This is a genomic window from Halorubrum sp. F4 (assembly GCF_027257195.1).
Classification (GTDB): Archaea; Halobacteriota; Halobacteria; order Halobacteriales; family Haloferacaceae; genus Halorubrum.
Window position 1 is genome coordinate 534,095 of the sequence record NZ_JAPDFS010000002.1, and the last position, 15,993, is coordinate 550,087.

Consider the following 15,993-nt stretch of genomic DNA (forward strand, 5'->3'; position numbering starts at 1 on the left):
AAACCTCGTCGCCGGAGCGGGTTCATAGTTCGAAGGTGTCGCCGCGTTCAGCGACGCGAAACCCCGCCGACTCCAGTCGGGCACGCGCGTCGGATCCCGGATCGAGGAGTGGATTCGTGTGGTTCAGATGGGTGAACGCGACCTCGGTGTCGGCGTCGTCGAGGACGTCCATCGAGGACCGGACCGTCGGATGCGGGACGTCCGCGACGCGATCGATCTCGTCTCGATTCCAGAAGGTCCCGTCGACGAGGGCGACGTCGACGTTTCGGATCAGTGACTCCGCATGTGTCGTCAGCGTGTCGATATCGCTCATGTACAGGAGCGACCGGTCCGGACCGTCGATCCGGTACGACAGGGTCCCCGTCGGGAGCGATTCGCGATGGTCGACCCGGATCGGCGTGATCGACGTCGTCTCGAGCGAAACGGAAGCCCCGTCGGCGACCGACCGCAGGTCGACGTTCCGGTTCGAAACGAGCGAGCACAGCGGGTCGTTCTCCTCGATCACGTCCCCGAGCCCGGCCGTGGCGTAGACCGGAACCTCGTCCGTGTCCGCCGATTCGCGTCCGAGATACAGCAGTCCGGAGAGGTGCCCGAGGTGGGCGTGCGTCAGGAACACGCCGTCGGGGATCTCAGCCAGCTGAAAGCGAACGTCGGGCGTCGCATCGAACAGGAATCGACCGTCGTCCTCCAGGAGGATCGCGCTCGCGTATCGCGTCCGATCGGAACTCTCACGCGCGGCCTCGCAGTTCGCGCATCGGCAGCCGAGATGCGGGACGCCGGCGTCCTGTGCTGACCCGAGGATCTCGACGGTACTCACGGTGTCCCGTCGAGGCCCTCGGTCAATCAATGTAGCGGTGGTCCGTCCCGTCTCCAACGGTCCTAGAACCCGTCCTCGAAGACGAACGTGCCGTTTCGCTGGACGACCTCGCCGTCGACCTCGATGACCGAGTCCTCGCTCATGTCGACGATCATGTCGACGTGTTCGGCGGACTCGTTGACCTCGTTCTCCTCGCCGACGGTCTCGGGATACGCGGAGCCGACCGCCATGTGGACGGTGTCGCCCATCTTCTCGTCGAACAGCATGTTGTAGGTGAACCGGTCGATCTGGCGGTTCATTCCGATCCCCAACTCGCCGAGGCGTCGCGAGCCCTCGTCGGTGTCGAGGATTCCGGCCAGCAGGTCCTCGTTGCGCTCGGCGGCGTGGGAGACGACCTCGCCGTCCTCGAACCGTAGACGGACGCCCTCGATCTCGCGGCCGTAGCGGTACAGCGGCAGGTCGAAGTACACCTCGCCGTCGACGCCGTCGCGGACGGGCGCGGTGAACACCTCGCCGCCGGGGAGGTTCTTCTCGCCCTTGTCGTTGAGCGTCGTGTTGCCGGAGACGTCGAGCGTCAGGTCCGTCCCCTCACCCGACCGGATCCGCACCTCGTCGGCGTCGTCCAGGATCTCCACCATCGCCGCCTGGAACTCGTGCTGGGCCTCCCAGTCGAGCGAGACTGCGTCCCACACGAAGTCCTCGTACGCCTCGGTGCTCATTCCGGCGAGCTGGGCGTGTCCGGAGGTGGGGAACTGCGTGAGACACCACGTCTTCGAGAGACGGGTCCGTTTGACCTCCTCCATCGCGCGGTTGTACGCGGCGTTCGTCTCCGGGTCGACGTCGGCGTCCTCCGTGACGTTGGGGCCGCCCCGAGCGATCACGAACACGTCGGTCTCCTCGTAGAGCGCGCGCCGGTGGGAGGGTTCCTCGAACCCGTCGGCGGCGCGTTTGAAGGCCCGGTCCGCCCGCTTCGAGTAGTTGAGGTACATCGGGTTCGCCCCGCGGTCGCCACAGATCTCGTGGAGCGCGACCGCGAGGTCCTCGGCCTCCTTCGGGAGCTGGATGACGACGTCGTCGCCGGCCTCGATGCCGGTCGAGTGGTTCGCGATCGTCTCCGCGTGTTCGCGTACGCGTGGGTCCATGTATCCCGTCTTCTCGCCGCGGATGATGACCGTTTCCCTCGAAGGCGTTCCTCGAACGAGCGACCCCGACGCAACGCGTTTGTCCACCCGTCGCGTAGCGAGCGTATGGCCCGGATCGCCTTTCGGCTCGCGACGGCGACCGTGGGCATCGTCCTCCTCGCGGGGTACCTCGCCGCGGCGTTCCTCGTCTTCGACGCGCTTCGCGTGCTCTGGTCGCTCCGACCCGGCACCGCCGAGCTGGTCGGCCTGCTCGTCGTCGCCACGCTCGGGTCCGCGTACCTGAGCTATCGGTTCGGCACGGCGCGGCTCCTCGCGGCGGTCGACGCCGACCCGATCCCGCGCGAGCGCGCCCCGGAGCTCCATCGGCGGCTCGATGCCCTCCTCACGCGGATGGACGTCGAACGGCCCGTCCTGTACGTCGCGGACGTACGCGCACCGAACGCCTTCGCGGTCGGCGGGTCCGGCGGCGGCGCACTCGTGGTCGACCGGTCGCTGTTCCGGCTGCTCCCGCCGCGGGAGCTCGAGGCGATCCTCGCACACGAGCTCGCCCACCTCGAGACGAACGACGGGCTCGCGGCCGCGATCGTCGACGGTCTCGTTCGGACCGTCGTCGGGATCCTCACGCTCGCGACGCTGCCCGCGTTGCTGGCGCTGTCGGGACTCGCCGGCGGGTCAGCGTGGATCCGCGGCCGACCGGGTGACCGTTCCGGAGCGTTCGCCCGGCTCCACCGCCTCCTCGCCGGGGGACTGGCGGCCGGGTTCGTCCTCGTGACGCTTCTCGCGCGGACCCGCTCGCGCAGAAGGGAGTTCGCCGCCGACGACCGCGCGGCCGAGGTGACCGGCGATCCGCTGGCGCTCGCTCGGGCGCTCCGGCGGATCGACCGCACGGCCGACCCGGTCTGGCCGTTCGCGCCGCTTTCCACGCACCGCGACGCGGACGACCCGCTGGAGCGCTGGCTCTCGACGCATCCGCCGACGGCCGAGCGGATCGATCGACTCCGGCGACGCGCCGAGGCGGAACGTCCCCGTCGTGGTCGCGAGGGCTGGACCGGCGTGCCCGTCAGGTGAGGCGGAGCGTGAGGGGAGCGCTCGCGTCCTCGCTCACCCGGTCAACAGCCACACGCCGAGTAACAACAGGATCCCGCCGGCGGCTCGGTCCAGCCAGCGGCCGGTCCGCTCCGCCCGGAGGAGGTCCGCGGCCCCGTCGGCGGCGACCGCCACGCCACCGAGGTAGACCGCGGTAAGCACCGCATAAGTGGCTCCGAGGACCGCGATCGCCGCCTCGCTTCCCGGTCCCCCGGCGGCTTCGCCGCCTCTTCCCGCGGCGAACCCGGGGAGGAACGCGAGGAAGAACAGCGCGACCTGCGGATTGAGCGCGTTGACGAGGAAGCCCTCGAGAATCCCACCCTCAGCCGCCGCCGACCCCCCGTTTCCGGCCGAGCGGAGCGTGTCGATCCCGAGATAACAGAGGTAGATCGCGCCGACGACGCGGACGATCCGTTCCGCACCGGGGAGAGCCCGGTAGACCGCCGCGACGCCGACGACGACGAGCGCGGTGTGAAACAGGATCCCGACCGTGACGCCGAGGGCGGCGCGGAGTCCGGCCGTCCGGCCGTCGATCCCCCGCGAGAGCACGAACAGCGTGTCGGGTCCCGGCGTGACGATCAGCGTCGCGGCCGCCACCACGAAGAGGGCGTACGTCGGGGGATCGAGGGCGAATTCGGCGGCGACCATCGTATCCGAGAGAGGGAGCCGGACCGGATAAAAACCGATCGACGTTCGGGAGATCCGGGATCCGCGTCGGCTTCCGAGGACGATCGAAACCGCCACGTCGCCCGCAAAGCATAGCACGCCCGCCACGTCGCCCGCGAGGCGCACTCACCCCCGCCACGTCGCCCGCGAGTGCCGTGACCGTCCCGTTTTTATCCGTGGGGCCGGGACGGTAGGGGGATGACGACGGAGTCCGATCTGGATCCGAACGACTTCGGTTTCGCCGAGCCGGCGACCGACCAGTCGTTCGAGAACGCCCTCGCGAAGGCCCGTGACGGGACTCGCCTCTCCGTCGACGACGCGACGGAACTGCTCGCGACCGGGACCGACGCCGACGGGATCGATCCGGTCAGGAAGGAGGCCGTCCTGGAACTCGCCGACCGCCGACGCGCCGAGGAAGTCGGCGACGAGATCACCTTCGTCGCCAACCTCAACAACAACGTCACCACCGCCTGCAACACGGGGTGTCTGTTCTGTAACTTCAAGGACTCCGCACACGCGTTCGAGGCCGAAAGCGACGTCGACCACGCCGGCTTCACCAAGCCGCCCGCCGAGTCGCGGGCGGTCGTCGAGGACGCCCTCGATCTGGGCATCTACGAGGTGTGTTCCGTCTCCGGGCTCCACCCGGCGTTCGCGCTGAACGCGGAGCATCACGAGATCCTCGAAGGCTACGACGACCCCGCGAGCGAGGTGAACTACAAGCCGCCGGCGGCGTACGCGACCGACCCGGGAACCTACCTCGAGCAGATGGAGGCGATGTCGGTCGGCGGCGTCCACCTCCACTCGATGACGCCGGAGGAGGCCTACCACGCGAGGCGAGGGACCGACTGGGAGTACGAGGCGGTGTACGACCGCCTCGCCGCCGCCGGGCTCGACTCCGCGCCGGGCACCGCGGCCGAGATCCTCGTCGACGAGGTGCGCGACGTGATCTGTCCGGGAAAGATCCGCACCGACGACTGGGTCGCCGCGATGGAGGGCGCGATGGCGGCCGGCCTCGACGTCACCTCGACGATGATGTACGGCCACGTCGAGACGGTCGAACACCGCGCGGAGCACCTGGAGGTGATCCGGGACCTCCAGGACCGAACCGGCGGGATCACCGAGTTCGTGCCGCTCTCCTTCATCCATCGGAACACGCCGCTGTACCGCCAGGGCGTCGTCGACTCCGGACCCTCCCGCGACGAGGACGAACTCGTCGTCGCGGTGGCCCGGCTCTTCCTCGACAACGTCGACCACGTCCAGGCGTCGTGGGTGAAGTCGGGCGACGCGCACGGGCTCAAACTGCTCAACTGCGGCGCGGACGACTTCATGGGGACGATCCTCTCCGAGGAGATCACGAAGCGCGCGGGCGGCGAGTACGGCGAGTACCGCTCGTTCGACGACTACGTCGAGATGATCACGGCGATCGGTCGCGTTCCCGTCGAACGGTCGACCGACTACCGGACGCGCCGGCGGATCGACCCCGACGACGGCCCGCACGGACCGCGGCTCGGCCCTCGCGCCGACGGCACGCCGATGCTCCCGAACGGGACGGCGGGCGGCGACGGCGACCCCGCGAGCGCGGACGACTGACGCGTTTCGAAAACCATTACCTCCCGACCGCCGGAGGATCGTTCATGAAAGTCCTCGTGACCGTAAAGGAGGTCGGGGAGCCCGACGACGACTTCGAGATCGAGGGGACCGACATCGCGGCGTCGGACCTCGAGTACGATCTCAACGAGTGGGACGACTACGCCGTGGAGGCGGCCGTCCAGCTCGCGGAGGCCGGGATCGCCGACGAGGTGGTCGCCGTCACTATCGGCCCCGAGCGCGCCGAGGAGACGATCCGAATGGCCCTCGCGAAGGGTGCCGACCGCGCCGTTCGCGTCTGGGACGACGCCTTCGAGGGGACCTTCGCCGACGTCTCCTCGAAGGTCGACGTCCTCGAGGCGGTCGTCGACGACGAGGAGCCGGAGCTCGTCTTGAGCGGCGTCCAGGCGGCCGACACCGCCTTCGGCGCGACCGGCGTCGCGCTCGCCGAGCGGATCGGGTTCGAGCACGCCGCGGTCGTCAACGACCTGGAGCTCGACGCCGACGCGGGCGTCGCGAACGTCCACCGCGAGCTGGAGGGGGGAATAGAGGAGCTGACCGAGGTCGACCTGCCCGCCGTGTTGACCGTCCAGACCGGGCTCAACGAGCCGCGATACGCGAGCCTCCGCGGGATCCGGCAGGCCCAGCGCAAGGAGATCGCCGTGACGGAGTTGGAGGACCTCGGGCTCTCTGCCGCCGACGTCGAGAGCACGCTGACGCTGACGGAGATGTACGAGCCCGAGAGCGAGTCCGACGCGGAGATCATCGAGGGCGACGCCGGCGAGGCCGCGGGACGCCTTGCCGAGGTCCTGCGTGACAAGGGGGTGGGCGCGTGATGAGCGACGTTCTCGTCGTCTCCGAGCACCGCCGCGGCGAGCTTCGCGACGTCTCGCTCGAACTGCTCACCGCCGGTCGCGAGCTGGCGGACGCCCTCGATGGCGACCTCCACGTCGCGGTCGTCGCCGGCGACGTCGAGCGGTTCGCCGACGAGCTGAACCGGCCGGGCGTCGACCGGATCCACGCCGTCGAGAACGGCGAGGAGTTCGACCACACCGTCTACGCGGCCGCCGTCGAGGCGCTCGCGGAGCGGATCGACCCGGCCGCGATCGTCACGCCCAACTCCGTCAACGGGCTCGACTACGCGCCCGCGGTCGCGGAGCGGCTGGACGTTCCGCTCGTGGCCGACGTCCTCGGCTTCGAGTACGACGCCGACGGCGGTCTGACGGTCACCCGCGAGATGTACGGCTCGAAGGTGGAGACGACCGTCGCGGTCGAGGGAGACCGGTTCTGTCTCACGGTTCGCGGCGGCGAGTTCGTTCCCGCCGAGGGCGTCGGGGACGCCGAGGTCGGGTCGGTCGACATCGAGGCCCCCGAGTCGGGCGCGCGCGTCAAGGGCTTCGAGGAGGTCGGCGGCGGCGACGTCGACATCGCGGACGCCGACGTGCTCGTCTCGGTCGGGCGCGGGATCGGCGAGGAGGAGAACCTCGACCTCGTCGAGGAACTCGCGGACGCGCTCGGCGCGACGCTCTCGTCGTCGCGGCCGATCGTCGACAACGGATGGCTCCCGAAGAACCGTCAAGTCGGCCAGTCGGGCAAGGTCGTCACCCCCGACGTGTACATCGCGGTCGGTATCTCCGGAGCGGTCCAGCACGTCGCGGGCATGAAGGGTTCGGACACGATCGTCGCGATCAACACCGACCCGAACGCGCCCATCTTCGACATCGCCGACTACGGGATCGTCGGCGACCTCTTCGACGTCGTCCCCGAACTCGTCGCCGAGTTCGAGTGATCGGGACGGGACCGACGAGAGCCGGCGGACGGTGCCGTCCGCCCCTTCCGGCGAAAACCCTATACTCCCCGTTCGGGATGTCTTGGATATGCCACACGTCCGGGGGACGATCCACGGCGTTGCCGCGATGGTGACGCTGGTCGTCGGATCGATGCTGACCAACACGATCCGGGAGGAGTTCGAACTGTTCGCACAGATCGCCGCGACGACGACCCGGCTGATCGTCGACGTCGCCGAACTGCCGGTCTCCGAGGAGATCGCCGAGGTCGTCGTCCCCGTCGGCGTGTTGATGGGGATCTGGGTGTTCGCCTACGAGCTCCAGCGGCTCTGACGGATCGAATGATCCCGATCCGCGCCGCGCTCCCGACGACCACTGAGGCCAGGGCGTTGCTGGCCGCCTACCGACCGGGGACCGGCGTGAACGCCGACCGACTCGTCGCGGAGGTAGCCGACACTGAACCCGACGCCGGGCTCGTCGACCCCCTCGCGGACCCCTTCTCGTCCGTCGACGACGTCGCCGACCGGCTGGCTCGAGCCGAGTCGCGCCTCCGCGACCGCGGCGACCGCCGGTCGGTGTTCCTCACGGTGTACGTCCGGATGACCGAGGCGGTCGCGGCGGCGATCGAAGCCGGCGAGTTCGTCGACGACGAGTGGGTCGCGTCGTACCTCGTCGCGTTCGCGGAGCACTACCGACGGGCGTTCCTCGCGTTCGAGCGCCGCGAGTTCGACGCGCTCCCGCGGGCGTGGATCGTGGCTTTCGGCGCGGCCGCCCGCGGCGACACCCTCGTCGCCCAGGACGCCCTCCTCGGGATCAACGCGCACATCAGCTACGACCTCACGTACACGCTCCGGGACGTCGGGATCGACCCGGACCGCGGGGACAAGCGGGCCGATCACGACCGAATCAACGACGTCCTCGCCCGGCTCGTTTCGGTCGTCCAGGAGGCGCTCGTCGAGGTGTACGACGCCGCGGGCGTCGCCGGAGTCGACGCGCTGTTCGACCCGCTCGACGACCGGATCGCCCTCCTGGGACTGAGGGGAAGCCGCGAGTTCGCCTGGCGGAACGCCGTGTCGCTCGCGGACCTCCCGCCGTGGATCGCGACGGGATACGTCGGCTGGCGCGCTCGGACCGTCTCGACCGGGGTCGCGACCCTGATCGCCACGCCCCGGATCGATCCGGAGGACCGACGGCGGCTCGAGGCGTTCGAAGCGAACGTTCCGGCGCTGACCGAGTTCCACGACGAGCTCCGACGGCGGACCGCGTCGATGGCGGGCGACGCGTGATCGAACCGGCGTCCTCGACCCCTCCGCCGCCCCGATCGTCCCCGGCGGACTCTCGGTTCGTTTATCACCCCGCCGACCCTCCGATCCCTCAATGAGCGAGGCCGACGAGCAGCCGGCTGCGACCGCGACGGGCCGTGAGATCTGGATCGAGAAGTACCGGCCACAGACGCTCGAGGACATCCACGGCCAGGAGGAGATCGTCGAGCGCCTCGGGAGCTACATCGAGCAGGACGACGTTCCGCACCTTCTTTTCAGTGGTCCAGCAGGCGTAGGGAAGACCACCGCGGCCACCGCCATCGCCCGCGAGATCTACGGCGAGGACAACTGGCGCGGCAACTTCCTCGAGCTCAACGCCTCCGACCAGCGCGGGATCGACGTGGTCCGCGACCGGATCAAGGGGTTCGCGCGCTCGTCGTTCGGCGGCGACTTCCGGATCGTGTTCCTCGACGAGGCCGACAGCCTCACCGATGACGCCCAGTCGGCACTCCGCCGGACGATGGAGCAGTTCTCCGACAACACCCGCTTCATCCTCTCGTGTAACTACTCCTCGAAGATCATCGACCCGATCCAGTCGCGGTGTGCCGTCTTCCGCTTCTCGCCGCTCTCCGACGAGGCCGTCGCCAGTCAGACCCGTGAGATCGCGGCCGCCGAGGGGATCGAAGTGACCGACGCGGGCGTCGACGCGCTCGTCTACGCCGCCGACGGCGACATGCGCCGGGCGATCAACTCGCTTCAGGCCGCGGCGACGACCGGCGACGTGGTCGACGAGGAGGCGGTGTACGCGATCACCGCGACCGCCCGGCCCGAGGAGATCGAGTCGATGGTGACCGACGCGTTGGCGGGCGACTTCACGAAGGCGCGCGCGACCCTCGACACCCTGCTCACCGACACCGGGATGGCCGGCGGCGACGTGATCGACCAGCTTCACCGCTCCGTCTGGGAGTTCGACCTCCACGAGCGCGAGGCCGTCCGGCTGATGGAGCGGATCGGCGAGACCGACTACCGGATCGCCGAGGGCGCGAACGAGCAGGTCCAACTGGAGGCGCTGTTGGCTGCGCTGGCGCTGCGTGAAGAGTAGTTCGGAGTTAGTTTCGGAGTGATTCTGTCGGGACTCTCTCGCCTTCAGAACTCGTCGAGTCCCGACTGTTCGGCGGCCGCGAGCGCGTCCGCACACGTCGACCAGGACCGCCGTGCGTGTGGCGGAACGTCGCCGTGGTCGGCCACGTACGCGGCGAGGAACGCGCGCGTCGTCGGGTCGCTCGGGTAGCCGCTGCCGACGCCGTCGTACGCGGGGTACGCCGCGTCGATGGCGGCGACCCGGGCGTCACGGGCCACCTTCGCGACGATGCTCGCCGCGCCGACGACCGGGTCGGACTCGTCCGCGCCGTGGGCGGCTTCGACGGCGACGTTCTCGACGGGAGGAGCGGTCTCTCGTTCGGGGTCGGTCACGAACTCCCGGAGCCGCCTCGCGAACCGGTCCTCGGAGGTGTCACCCGCGTCGGCGACGGCCCGGTCGCCGGCGCGGGCCACTCCCCGAACCGCCCGCGCCTGTCCGCGGACGGTGAGCGTGTTCATGTCCGTGTCGGGCGCGTCGATCTCGCTCGTCTCGACGGTCGCGACCGCGACGCCGACCGCGTCGGACGCGCGGAGCGCGGCCGCGATCTCCCGTCGCCGTGCGGGTGCGACGCGCTTCGAGTCGTCGACGTCGGCCGGCAGGCTCTCCGGGTCCGTGCGGACCGCCGCGGCGACCATCGGTCCGAGCACCGGCCCCTTCCCGGCCTCGTCGACGCCGACGTACATGCCCGTACCGGGCGAGTGGAGGGACAAATAGCTTGAGATCGGTCGCTCGTCCCGTGAAATCGTCCCGTGGAATCGAACCGGAACCGTGGCGCGTGCCCGCGAGCGCCCGGCGGGGCGCGAGCCGGACCGCGCGAGGGAGGGCGAGACGACCCGACGGCGGTTCCGGCGGGTCGTCGAGCCCGAGGTTGGGGAGGTGTGAGGCGCGGTGCTGTGTGGTTCGAGTGGGATTCAAAGTGTTCTCGACAGCAACTGCGTACAGCCGAGCGGCTGGAGCTTTGAAAACGTTCTCAGTCGGCGCATCTCGGGTTTCGAACAGCCGAAGTTACTCGATCAGGACCGCGTTGACCTGGCCGGTCTGGCCGGGTCGGGAGGTGACGCGGGCGCGCCCCTCGCTCGTCTCGATGACGGCACCCTTGGTGACGATGTTCCGGCGGACGTAGTTGACGTTCGAGGGGTTCTCGACGACGTCTTCGATCTCGGCTTCGACGACCTCGCCGCCGTCGGCGACCTGCGCGACGTTCGTCGCGAGCGCGCGGACCTTCCGGTCGTTGCCGCGGGAGTCGATGTACTGAACGCGGGTCTCGCCGACCGTCGTCTCGGCGGGCTCGCGGCCGAGCTGGTGGCGCTTCTTGTTCGCGGCGGGCTTCAGTCGGCCGCCGGTTCGCTTGCGCGTGGAGCGTCCCTGGTCTTTCATGTCCCTACGAACAGCCAGCGAATACTTGAAGCGTTCGACTCCGGTCGGCGGGCGTCTCGCGGGCGCTCGTGAGCGATGTCGGACCGACGGCCGGTCGTCCGCGTGGCCCCTGGACGCGTCCGTCGAGCCGATCCGGGACCGCCCGACCGACAGACGAAAGTCCCGCCGCGACCGATCGACGGATATGAGCGACGAGAACGAGGGGAGCGTCAACGGAGACGACGGTGTCCTCTCGGCGAGCGACATCGGCGGCGAGGGGCCGCCGATCGAGGAGAAGCCGTACAAGATCGTCTTCGAGGCGAACAAGTGCTTCGGCGCGGGCAAGTGCGCGGAGGTCGCCGACAACTGGGAGATGGACGTGGTGAGCGGGATGGCGAAGCCCCGGACCTACTACGTCGGCGAGGACGACCTGGCCGAGAACGTCCGCGCCGCGGAGGTCTGCCCGGCGAAGAAGGAGCGCGGCGTCATCCACGTCGTCGACCGGCGGACCGACGAGGAGATCGCGCCGGACCCGCACGGCGACGGAACGCTGTCGGTCGACTGGTGAGGCGGGCTGGCGAGGCGGCTCCGACCCGACGCCGGGTTCCGAAAGGGGTTTGACCCCGCCGGCGGTACCCGGATCCGCGCGGGGGTGGCTGAGCCTGGCCAAAAGCGGCGGACTTAAGATCCGCTCCTGTAGAGGTTCGAGGGTTCGAATCCCTTCCCCCGCACGTCGCGGCGCTCACACACCGTGAGCGTCGCGGCTCGGATCGAAGGGATTCGAATCAGGGAGCGGGAGGTGAGCGAGCGTCGCGAGCGAACGGGAGCGACCGTGGTTCGAATCCCTTCCCCCGCACTCCTGCGGCGAGCAACTCGCGAGCCGCAGGGACGTGATCGGGAAGAGAACCCAGCGGGGAGAGGAGCGCGGGCGCGAGCGAAGCGAACACCTCGACGAGTGATCCGTGAGTGGTGGAGCCGGGACACGAGATCCGGAACACGACCGCCGAAGCCCCGGGCGGGTCGACCCTCCGAGACTCGCTGCGCGCCCGGTCCGGGCGTGCGGCTCGCTTCGCTCGCCGTTCCGGGCCCGAGTGCTTGCGTCGTCCGGTCAGGACCGACCCGCCCGCCCCTTCGAGTCCCACCCCACGCGGTACCGCCTCCCCACCGCAACCGCGCCTCACGCCTCCCCAGCCTCGTCAGTCGCCCTCGGCGACTGACTCCCTCGCGGGCCGGTCGCGGGCCGTCGGCCCGCTCCCGGGCGCGCCGACCGGTGACCCGGAGATCTCCGATCGGGTCCGTCAGTAGTGCCAGGGGTACTCGTCGAACGCGGGATCGCGCTTCTCGAGGAAGGCGTCGCGACCCTCCTGGGCCTCGTCGGTCATGTACGCCAGTCGGGTGGCCTCGCCGGCGAACACCTGCTGGCCGACCATGCCGTCGTCGGTCAGGTTGAAGGCGTACTTCAGCATCCGCATCGCGGTCGGCGACTTCGCGGTCATCTCCTCGGCCCACTCGAGCGCGACGGCCTCGAGCTCCTCGTGTGGGACCGCCTCGTTGACCATCCCCATGTCCGCGGCCTCCTCCGCGGAGTAGGTCTTCCCGCGGAAGAACACCTCGCGGGCCTTCTTCTGACCGATCTGTTTCGCCAGATACGCCGAGCCGAACCCGCCGTCGAAGGAGGCGACGTCGGGGTCGGTCTGGAGGAACTTCGCGTGCTCCGCGCTCGCGAGCGTGAGGTCACAGACGACGTGGAGCGAGTGGCCGCCGCCGACCGCCCAGCCCGGCACGACCGCGACGACGGGCTTCGGCATGAACCGGATCAGCCGCTGGACCTCGAGGACGTGGAGCCGGCCAGCCTTCGCCTCGCGCACGAGCGGGTCGTCCGCGTCGCTCGCCTCGTCGTCGTCGCGGTACTCGTAGCCCGAGCCGCCCCGGACGGACTGGTCGCCGCCCGCACAGAACGCCCAGCCGCCGTCCTCCTCCGAGGGACCGTTGCCCGTCAGGAGGACGCAGCCGACGTCGGCCCGCTTGCGTGCGTGATCGAGGGCGGCGTACAGCTCGTCGACGGTCCCCGGACGGAACGCGTTCCGGACCTCGGGTCGGTCGAACGCGATCCGGACGACGGGCGCGTCGCGAGCCCGATGGTACGTCACGTCCTCGAACTCGTCGGTGACCGGTTCCCACGCGTCGGGGTCGAAGATCTCCGAGACCATGCCGGACCGTTGCGCGCGGGAAGCATAAACGACCGCGGGTCGAGACGCCGGAACGGGATCCCCGTCCCGAAGACCGGCAATCGTTACGGCTATCGGGGACACGGGAGATCGGGTGGATCGCTCGAAGAGTCGCTCAATCGGCGTGAATGGCCGCATATCGAGACGGGACCTCGTCACCGGTACGGTCGGCGATTGCTGGTGGCGCGAGGGTATTGATCCCCGATCCCGTTGGGTCGACATGAACCAGCGAAACCCGGGAGTCTCACGGCGGTCCTTCCTCGCGGCCGCGGGCGGAACCGCGACGGCGGGGCTCGCCGGATGTCTCGGCGGCGATACCGGACTGGAGGAGTTGACCGTCGCGCACATGCCGATATATCCGGACCTCCAGTGGTACGTGATGGAGGGAGAGGGCTACTTCTCCGAGATCGACGCCGAGATAACCGGCGAGGAGTTCACCGACGGCCCCGCGATCATCCAGGCGTTCGGCGGCGGCGACATCGACGTCGCCATGTTCGGCATCGTACCGGCGATGATCGTCATCGATCGCGACATCCCGGCCCGGGTGACGGCTGCGAACGTCCGCGAGCCGATGGGGATCATGGCGGAGTCGTCGTTCCATCCGACGTTCGAGGAGCACGGCGCGGAGGCGTTCGCGATGTGGGCGGAGGAGAACGACCGCCCCTTCCGCTTCGGCACCTTCCCACAGGGCAGCGTCCCCGACGTACTGCTCCGGTACTGGCTCGGGGAGGTCGGCGTCGATCCCGGCTCGAACGACGATGTAGAGATCATCGAGATCAACGGCGCGAGCGCGGTGTGGCAGGCGATCGCCAACGGCGAGATCGACGGCACCTCGATCATGGAGCCGGTTCCCACGATCGCCGACGAGGAAGGGTCGTCCGTCACGATGCTCCGGACCGCCGCGGAGATCCTCCCCGGACAGCCGGCCGCCGTCACCCTGATGAGCGACGCGGTCCGCGACTCCCCACTCGCCGCACAGTTCCTCGAGGAGCACGTCCGTGCCACCGACTTCATCAACGAGAACCCCGACGCGACCGCGGCCCACGTCGAGGAGGGAATCGGAATGCCCACCGACCGGGCCCGGAAAGCCCTCGATTCGCCGCTGTCGAACTTCGTCACCGATCCCGCGGAGATCACCGACGCGACGCCCGTCTTCTCGGAGTTCGCGGCGAACAACGGACAGATCGACGAGCAGCTCACGAACGAGCAGCTCTTCGATCCGAGCGTCTACGAGTCGCTCTGATGGCCACCGATATCGGACGGGAACTCGACGGAAACGGTCTGCGGACCGGGTTCGATCTCGACGGTCCACGCCGGATCCTCCGCGGGATCGCTGGCATCGTCGGGTTCCTCGCCCTCTGGTATCTCGTCTCGCTCACACAGCCCGCGTACGTGTTACCCTCGCCGGCCGCGGTCGCGAAGACCTTCCTCGAGGAGCTCGCGTCCGGCACGATGACCGCCGCGCTGTGGTCGAGCGTCCGCCACTGGATCCCCGGCACGATCGTCGGGACGGGGCTCGGCGTCGGCGCCGGCGTCGCCTTCGCCTGGAGCGGGCTCCTCGACGACGTGACCGCACCCCTCGTTCGGACCCTTCGGCCGGTCCCCCCGCTCGCGCTGATCGGGTTCGCGATCGCGTGGTTCGGGATCAACGACGCGGGCGCGGCGTTCATCATCGCCGTCGGCGCGTTCTGGATCAACTTCTACGCGGCCTACGGGGCCGTCGAGGGCGTGTCGAAGGACCTCCTCGACGTGGGCCGGACGCTCGGAGTCCGCGGTGACCTCGACATGGTTCGGTCGATCGTTCTCCCGGCGTCGCTGCCGGGGATCATGACCGGGATCCGAACCGGTCTCGGACGCTGCTGGATGCTCGTCGTCGCCTCCGAGATATTCGGCGTGCCGGGCGTCGGACGCGAGATCCTCCGGGCGAGCAACAACCTCCTCGTCGACAAGGTGATCGCGTACATCCTCGTGTTGAGCCTGATGTACCTCCTCGTCGACGTGGCGTTCCGTGCGGCTCAACGGCGGGTGTTGATATGGCAGGCGTGAACGGGGATCCGGCGGCCGAGACGGGCGGTGATTCGAGCGAGACGGGCGTCGTCGTCGACGGCGTCGGGAAGACGTACGACGGGGAGGGCGACCCGGTCCGCGCGCTCGAGGAGGTGTCGTTCGGGGTCGAAGACGGGGAGTTCGTCTGTCTCGTCGGTCCCTCCGGCTGCGGGAAGACGACGCTGTTCCGGATCATCGCCGGGCTCGCCGACGCCACGGACGGCGAGGTCCGGTTGGGAGGGTTGCCGGTGACGGGGCCCACGACCGACATGGGCGTCGTCTTCCAGGAGTACCATCTGTTCCCGTGGCTCACCGTCGAGGAGAACGTCGGGTTCGGACTCGATCGGAGCGACCGGTCGGCCGGCGAACGCGCGGCACGGGTCGACGGGATGCTCGAACTCGTCGGGCTGTCGGAGTTCCGCGAGTCGTATCCGAAGTCGCTGTCGGGCGGGATGAAACAGCGCGTCGCCATCGCACGGGCGCTCGCCGTCGATCCGACCCTCCTGTTGATGGACGAGCCGTTCGGCGCGGTCGACGCACAGACCCGCGAGATGCTCCAGCGCGAACTGCTCGACGTGTGGGGGTCGACGGGGAAGACCGTGCTCTTCGTCACCCACGACGTCGCCGAGGCGGTGACGCTCGCCGACCGGATCGTGGTGATGGCCGCCGAGCCAGGTCGCGTCCGCGAGGTCGTCGACGTCGACGTGGATCGCCCGCGTGAGCGCGGTGATCCGGCCTTCGGCGAGCACGTCGCCCGCGTTCGGGAGCTGATCGGCGCGCACCGCTGACCGCGTCGACGGCCCGACCGCGGGTTTTATCTCCGGAGACGAGTATTGTACGATATGGAGAATACTGTGTGGCGGCGTGGAGCCGCG

17 protein-coding genes and 1 tRNA gene are annotated in these 15,993 nt (G+C 69.5%); 12 read left to right on the top strand and 6 right to left on the bottom strand.

All coding sequences use genetic code 11. The features are described from left to right. Positions 1–22 precede the first annotated feature (22 nt). Positions 23–817, bottom strand: coding sequence for an MBL fold metallo-hydrolase (locus OKW78_RS07455; RefSeq protein ID WP_281194553.1), 795 nt, complete (start codon positions 815–817; stop codon positions 23–25). Between the two features lie 62 nt (positions 818–879). Then, positions 880–1,959, bottom strand: a complete 1,080-nt coding sequence (locus tag OKW78_RS07460) for an aminopeptidase (RefSeq protein WP_281194554.1) — start codon at positions 1,957–1,959, stop codon at positions 880–882. A gap of 105 nt (positions 1,960–2,064) precedes the next feature. Between OKW78_RS07460 and OKW78_RS07465 the strand changes: the two genes are divergently transcribed. Beyond that, complete coding sequence (locus OKW78_RS07465; protein WP_281194555.1) at positions 2,065–3,027, top strand: M48 family metalloprotease; 963 nt, start codon at positions 2,065–2,067, stop codon at positions 3,025–3,027. Positions 3,028–3,060: 33 nt separating this feature from the next. On the opposite strand, the gene OKW78_RS07470 is transcribed toward OKW78_RS07465, so the two are convergent. Then, entirely contained in the window at positions 3,061–3,693 is a 633-nt protein-coding gene (locus OKW78_RS07470) for a LysE family translocator (protein ID WP_281194556.1), read from the bottom strand. 216 nt (positions 3,694–3,909) lie between these two features. On the opposite strand from OKW78_RS07470, the gene cofH reads away from it, so the two are divergent. The 6 genes from cofH to OKW78_RS07500 all read left to right on the top strand — a co-directional run bounded on the left by cofH (position 3,910) and on the right by OKW78_RS07500 (position 9,449). Next, a complete protein-coding gene (gene cofH / locus OKW78_RS07475; protein WP_281194558.1) occupies positions 3,910–5,301 on the top strand; it encodes a 7,8-didemethyl-8-hydroxy-5-deazariboflavin synthase subunit CofH in 1,392 nt (463 codons plus the stop codon). A gap of 44 nt (positions 5,302–5,345) precedes the next feature. Next, entirely contained in the window at positions 5,346–6,134 is a 789-nt protein-coding gene (locus OKW78_RS07480; RefSeq protein ID WP_281194559.1) for an electron transfer flavoprotein subunit beta/FixA family protein, read from the top strand. Further along, a complete protein-coding gene (locus OKW78_RS07485; RefSeq protein ID WP_281194560.1) occupies positions 6,134–7,087 on the top strand; it encodes an electron transfer flavoprotein subunit alpha/FixB family protein in 954 nt (317 codons plus the stop codon). Before OKW78_RS07480 ends, OKW78_RS07485 begins: the two co-directional genes overlap by 1 nt. Positions 7,088–7,175: 88 nt before the next feature. Then, positions 7,176–7,418 (top strand): hypothetical protein, encoded by a 243-nt coding sequence (locus tag OKW78_RS07490; RefSeq protein ID WP_281194561.1) that lies wholly within the window; start codon positions 7,176–7,178, stop codon positions 7,416–7,418. A gap of 8 nt (positions 7,419–7,426) precedes the next feature. After that, positions 7,427–8,371: a DUF5995 family protein gene (locus OKW78_RS07495; protein WP_281194562.1), complete on the top strand. Its 945-nt coding sequence runs from the start codon at positions 7,427–7,429 to the stop codon at positions 8,369–8,371. Positions 8,372–8,462: 91 nt separating this feature from the next. Beyond that, complete coding sequence (locus OKW78_RS07500) at positions 8,463–9,449, top strand: replication factor C small subunit (protein WP_122103976.1); 987 nt, start codon at positions 8,463–8,465, stop codon at positions 9,447–9,449. A gap of 44 nt (positions 9,450–9,493) precedes the next feature. Here the strand turns inward: OKW78_RS07500 and rnhB are convergent, their stop codons facing one another. Further along, a complete protein-coding gene (gene rnhB, locus OKW78_RS07505) occupies positions 9,494–10,171 on the bottom strand; it encodes a ribonuclease HII (RefSeq protein WP_281194564.1) in 678 nt (225 codons plus the stop codon). A gap of 322 nt (positions 10,172–10,493) precedes the next feature. Further along, positions 10,494–10,865 carry a 30S ribosomal protein S8e gene (locus OKW78_RS07510; RefSeq protein ID WP_281194565.1) on the bottom strand — a complete coding sequence of 124 codons (372 nt, stop codon included), beginning with the start codon at positions 10,863–10,865 and terminating at the stop codon, positions 10,494–10,496. Between the two features lie 184 nt (positions 10,866–11,049). Between OKW78_RS07510 and OKW78_RS07515 the strand changes: the two genes are divergently transcribed. Both OKW78_RS07515 and OKW78_RS07520 read left to right on the top strand, forming a co-directional pair. Continuing rightward, the gene (locus OKW78_RS07515; RefSeq protein WP_281194566.1) at positions 11,050–11,412 is read left to right on the top strand and encodes a ferredoxin; all 363 of its coding nucleotides are present in this window, start codon (positions 11,050–11,052) and stop codon (positions 11,410–11,412) included. A gap of 78 nt (positions 11,413–11,490) precedes the next feature. Continuing rightward, positions 11,491–11,575: transfer RNA gene (locus tag OKW78_RS07520), tRNA-Leu, on the top strand. 567 nt (positions 11,576–12,142) lie between these two features. On the opposite strand, the gene OKW78_RS07525 is transcribed toward OKW78_RS07520, so the two are convergent. Then, positions 12,143–13,054 carry a 1,4-dihydroxy-2-naphthoyl-CoA synthase gene (locus tag OKW78_RS07525; protein ID WP_281194567.1) on the bottom strand — a complete coding sequence of 304 codons (912 nt, stop codon included), beginning with the start codon at positions 13,052–13,054 and terminating at the stop codon, positions 12,143–12,145. A gap of 238 nt (positions 13,055–13,292) precedes the next feature. Between OKW78_RS07525 and OKW78_RS07530 the strand changes: the two genes are divergently transcribed. Genes OKW78_RS07530 through OKW78_RS07540 form a run of 3 tightly spaced genes read left to right on the top strand, consistent with a single transcriptional unit; the run spans position 13,293 to position 15,906 of the window. Further along, a complete protein-coding gene (locus OKW78_RS07530; RefSeq protein WP_281194568.1) occupies positions 13,293–14,315 on the top strand; it encodes an ABC transporter substrate-binding protein in 1,023 nt (340 codons plus the stop codon). Beyond that, entirely contained in the window at positions 14,315–15,118 is an 804-nt protein-coding gene (locus OKW78_RS07535) for an ABC transporter permease (RefSeq protein ID WP_281194569.1), read from the top strand. The genes OKW78_RS07530 and OKW78_RS07535 overlap by 1 nt, the downstream gene beginning before the upstream one ends. Continuing rightward, positions 15,106–15,906 carry an ABC transporter ATP-binding protein gene (locus OKW78_RS07540; protein ID WP_281194570.1) on the top strand — a complete coding sequence of 267 codons (801 nt, stop codon included), beginning with the start codon at positions 15,106–15,108 and terminating at the stop codon, positions 15,904–15,906. The genes OKW78_RS07535 and OKW78_RS07540 overlap by 13 nt, the downstream gene beginning before the upstream one ends. Positions 15,907–15,993 lie beyond the last annotated feature (87 nt).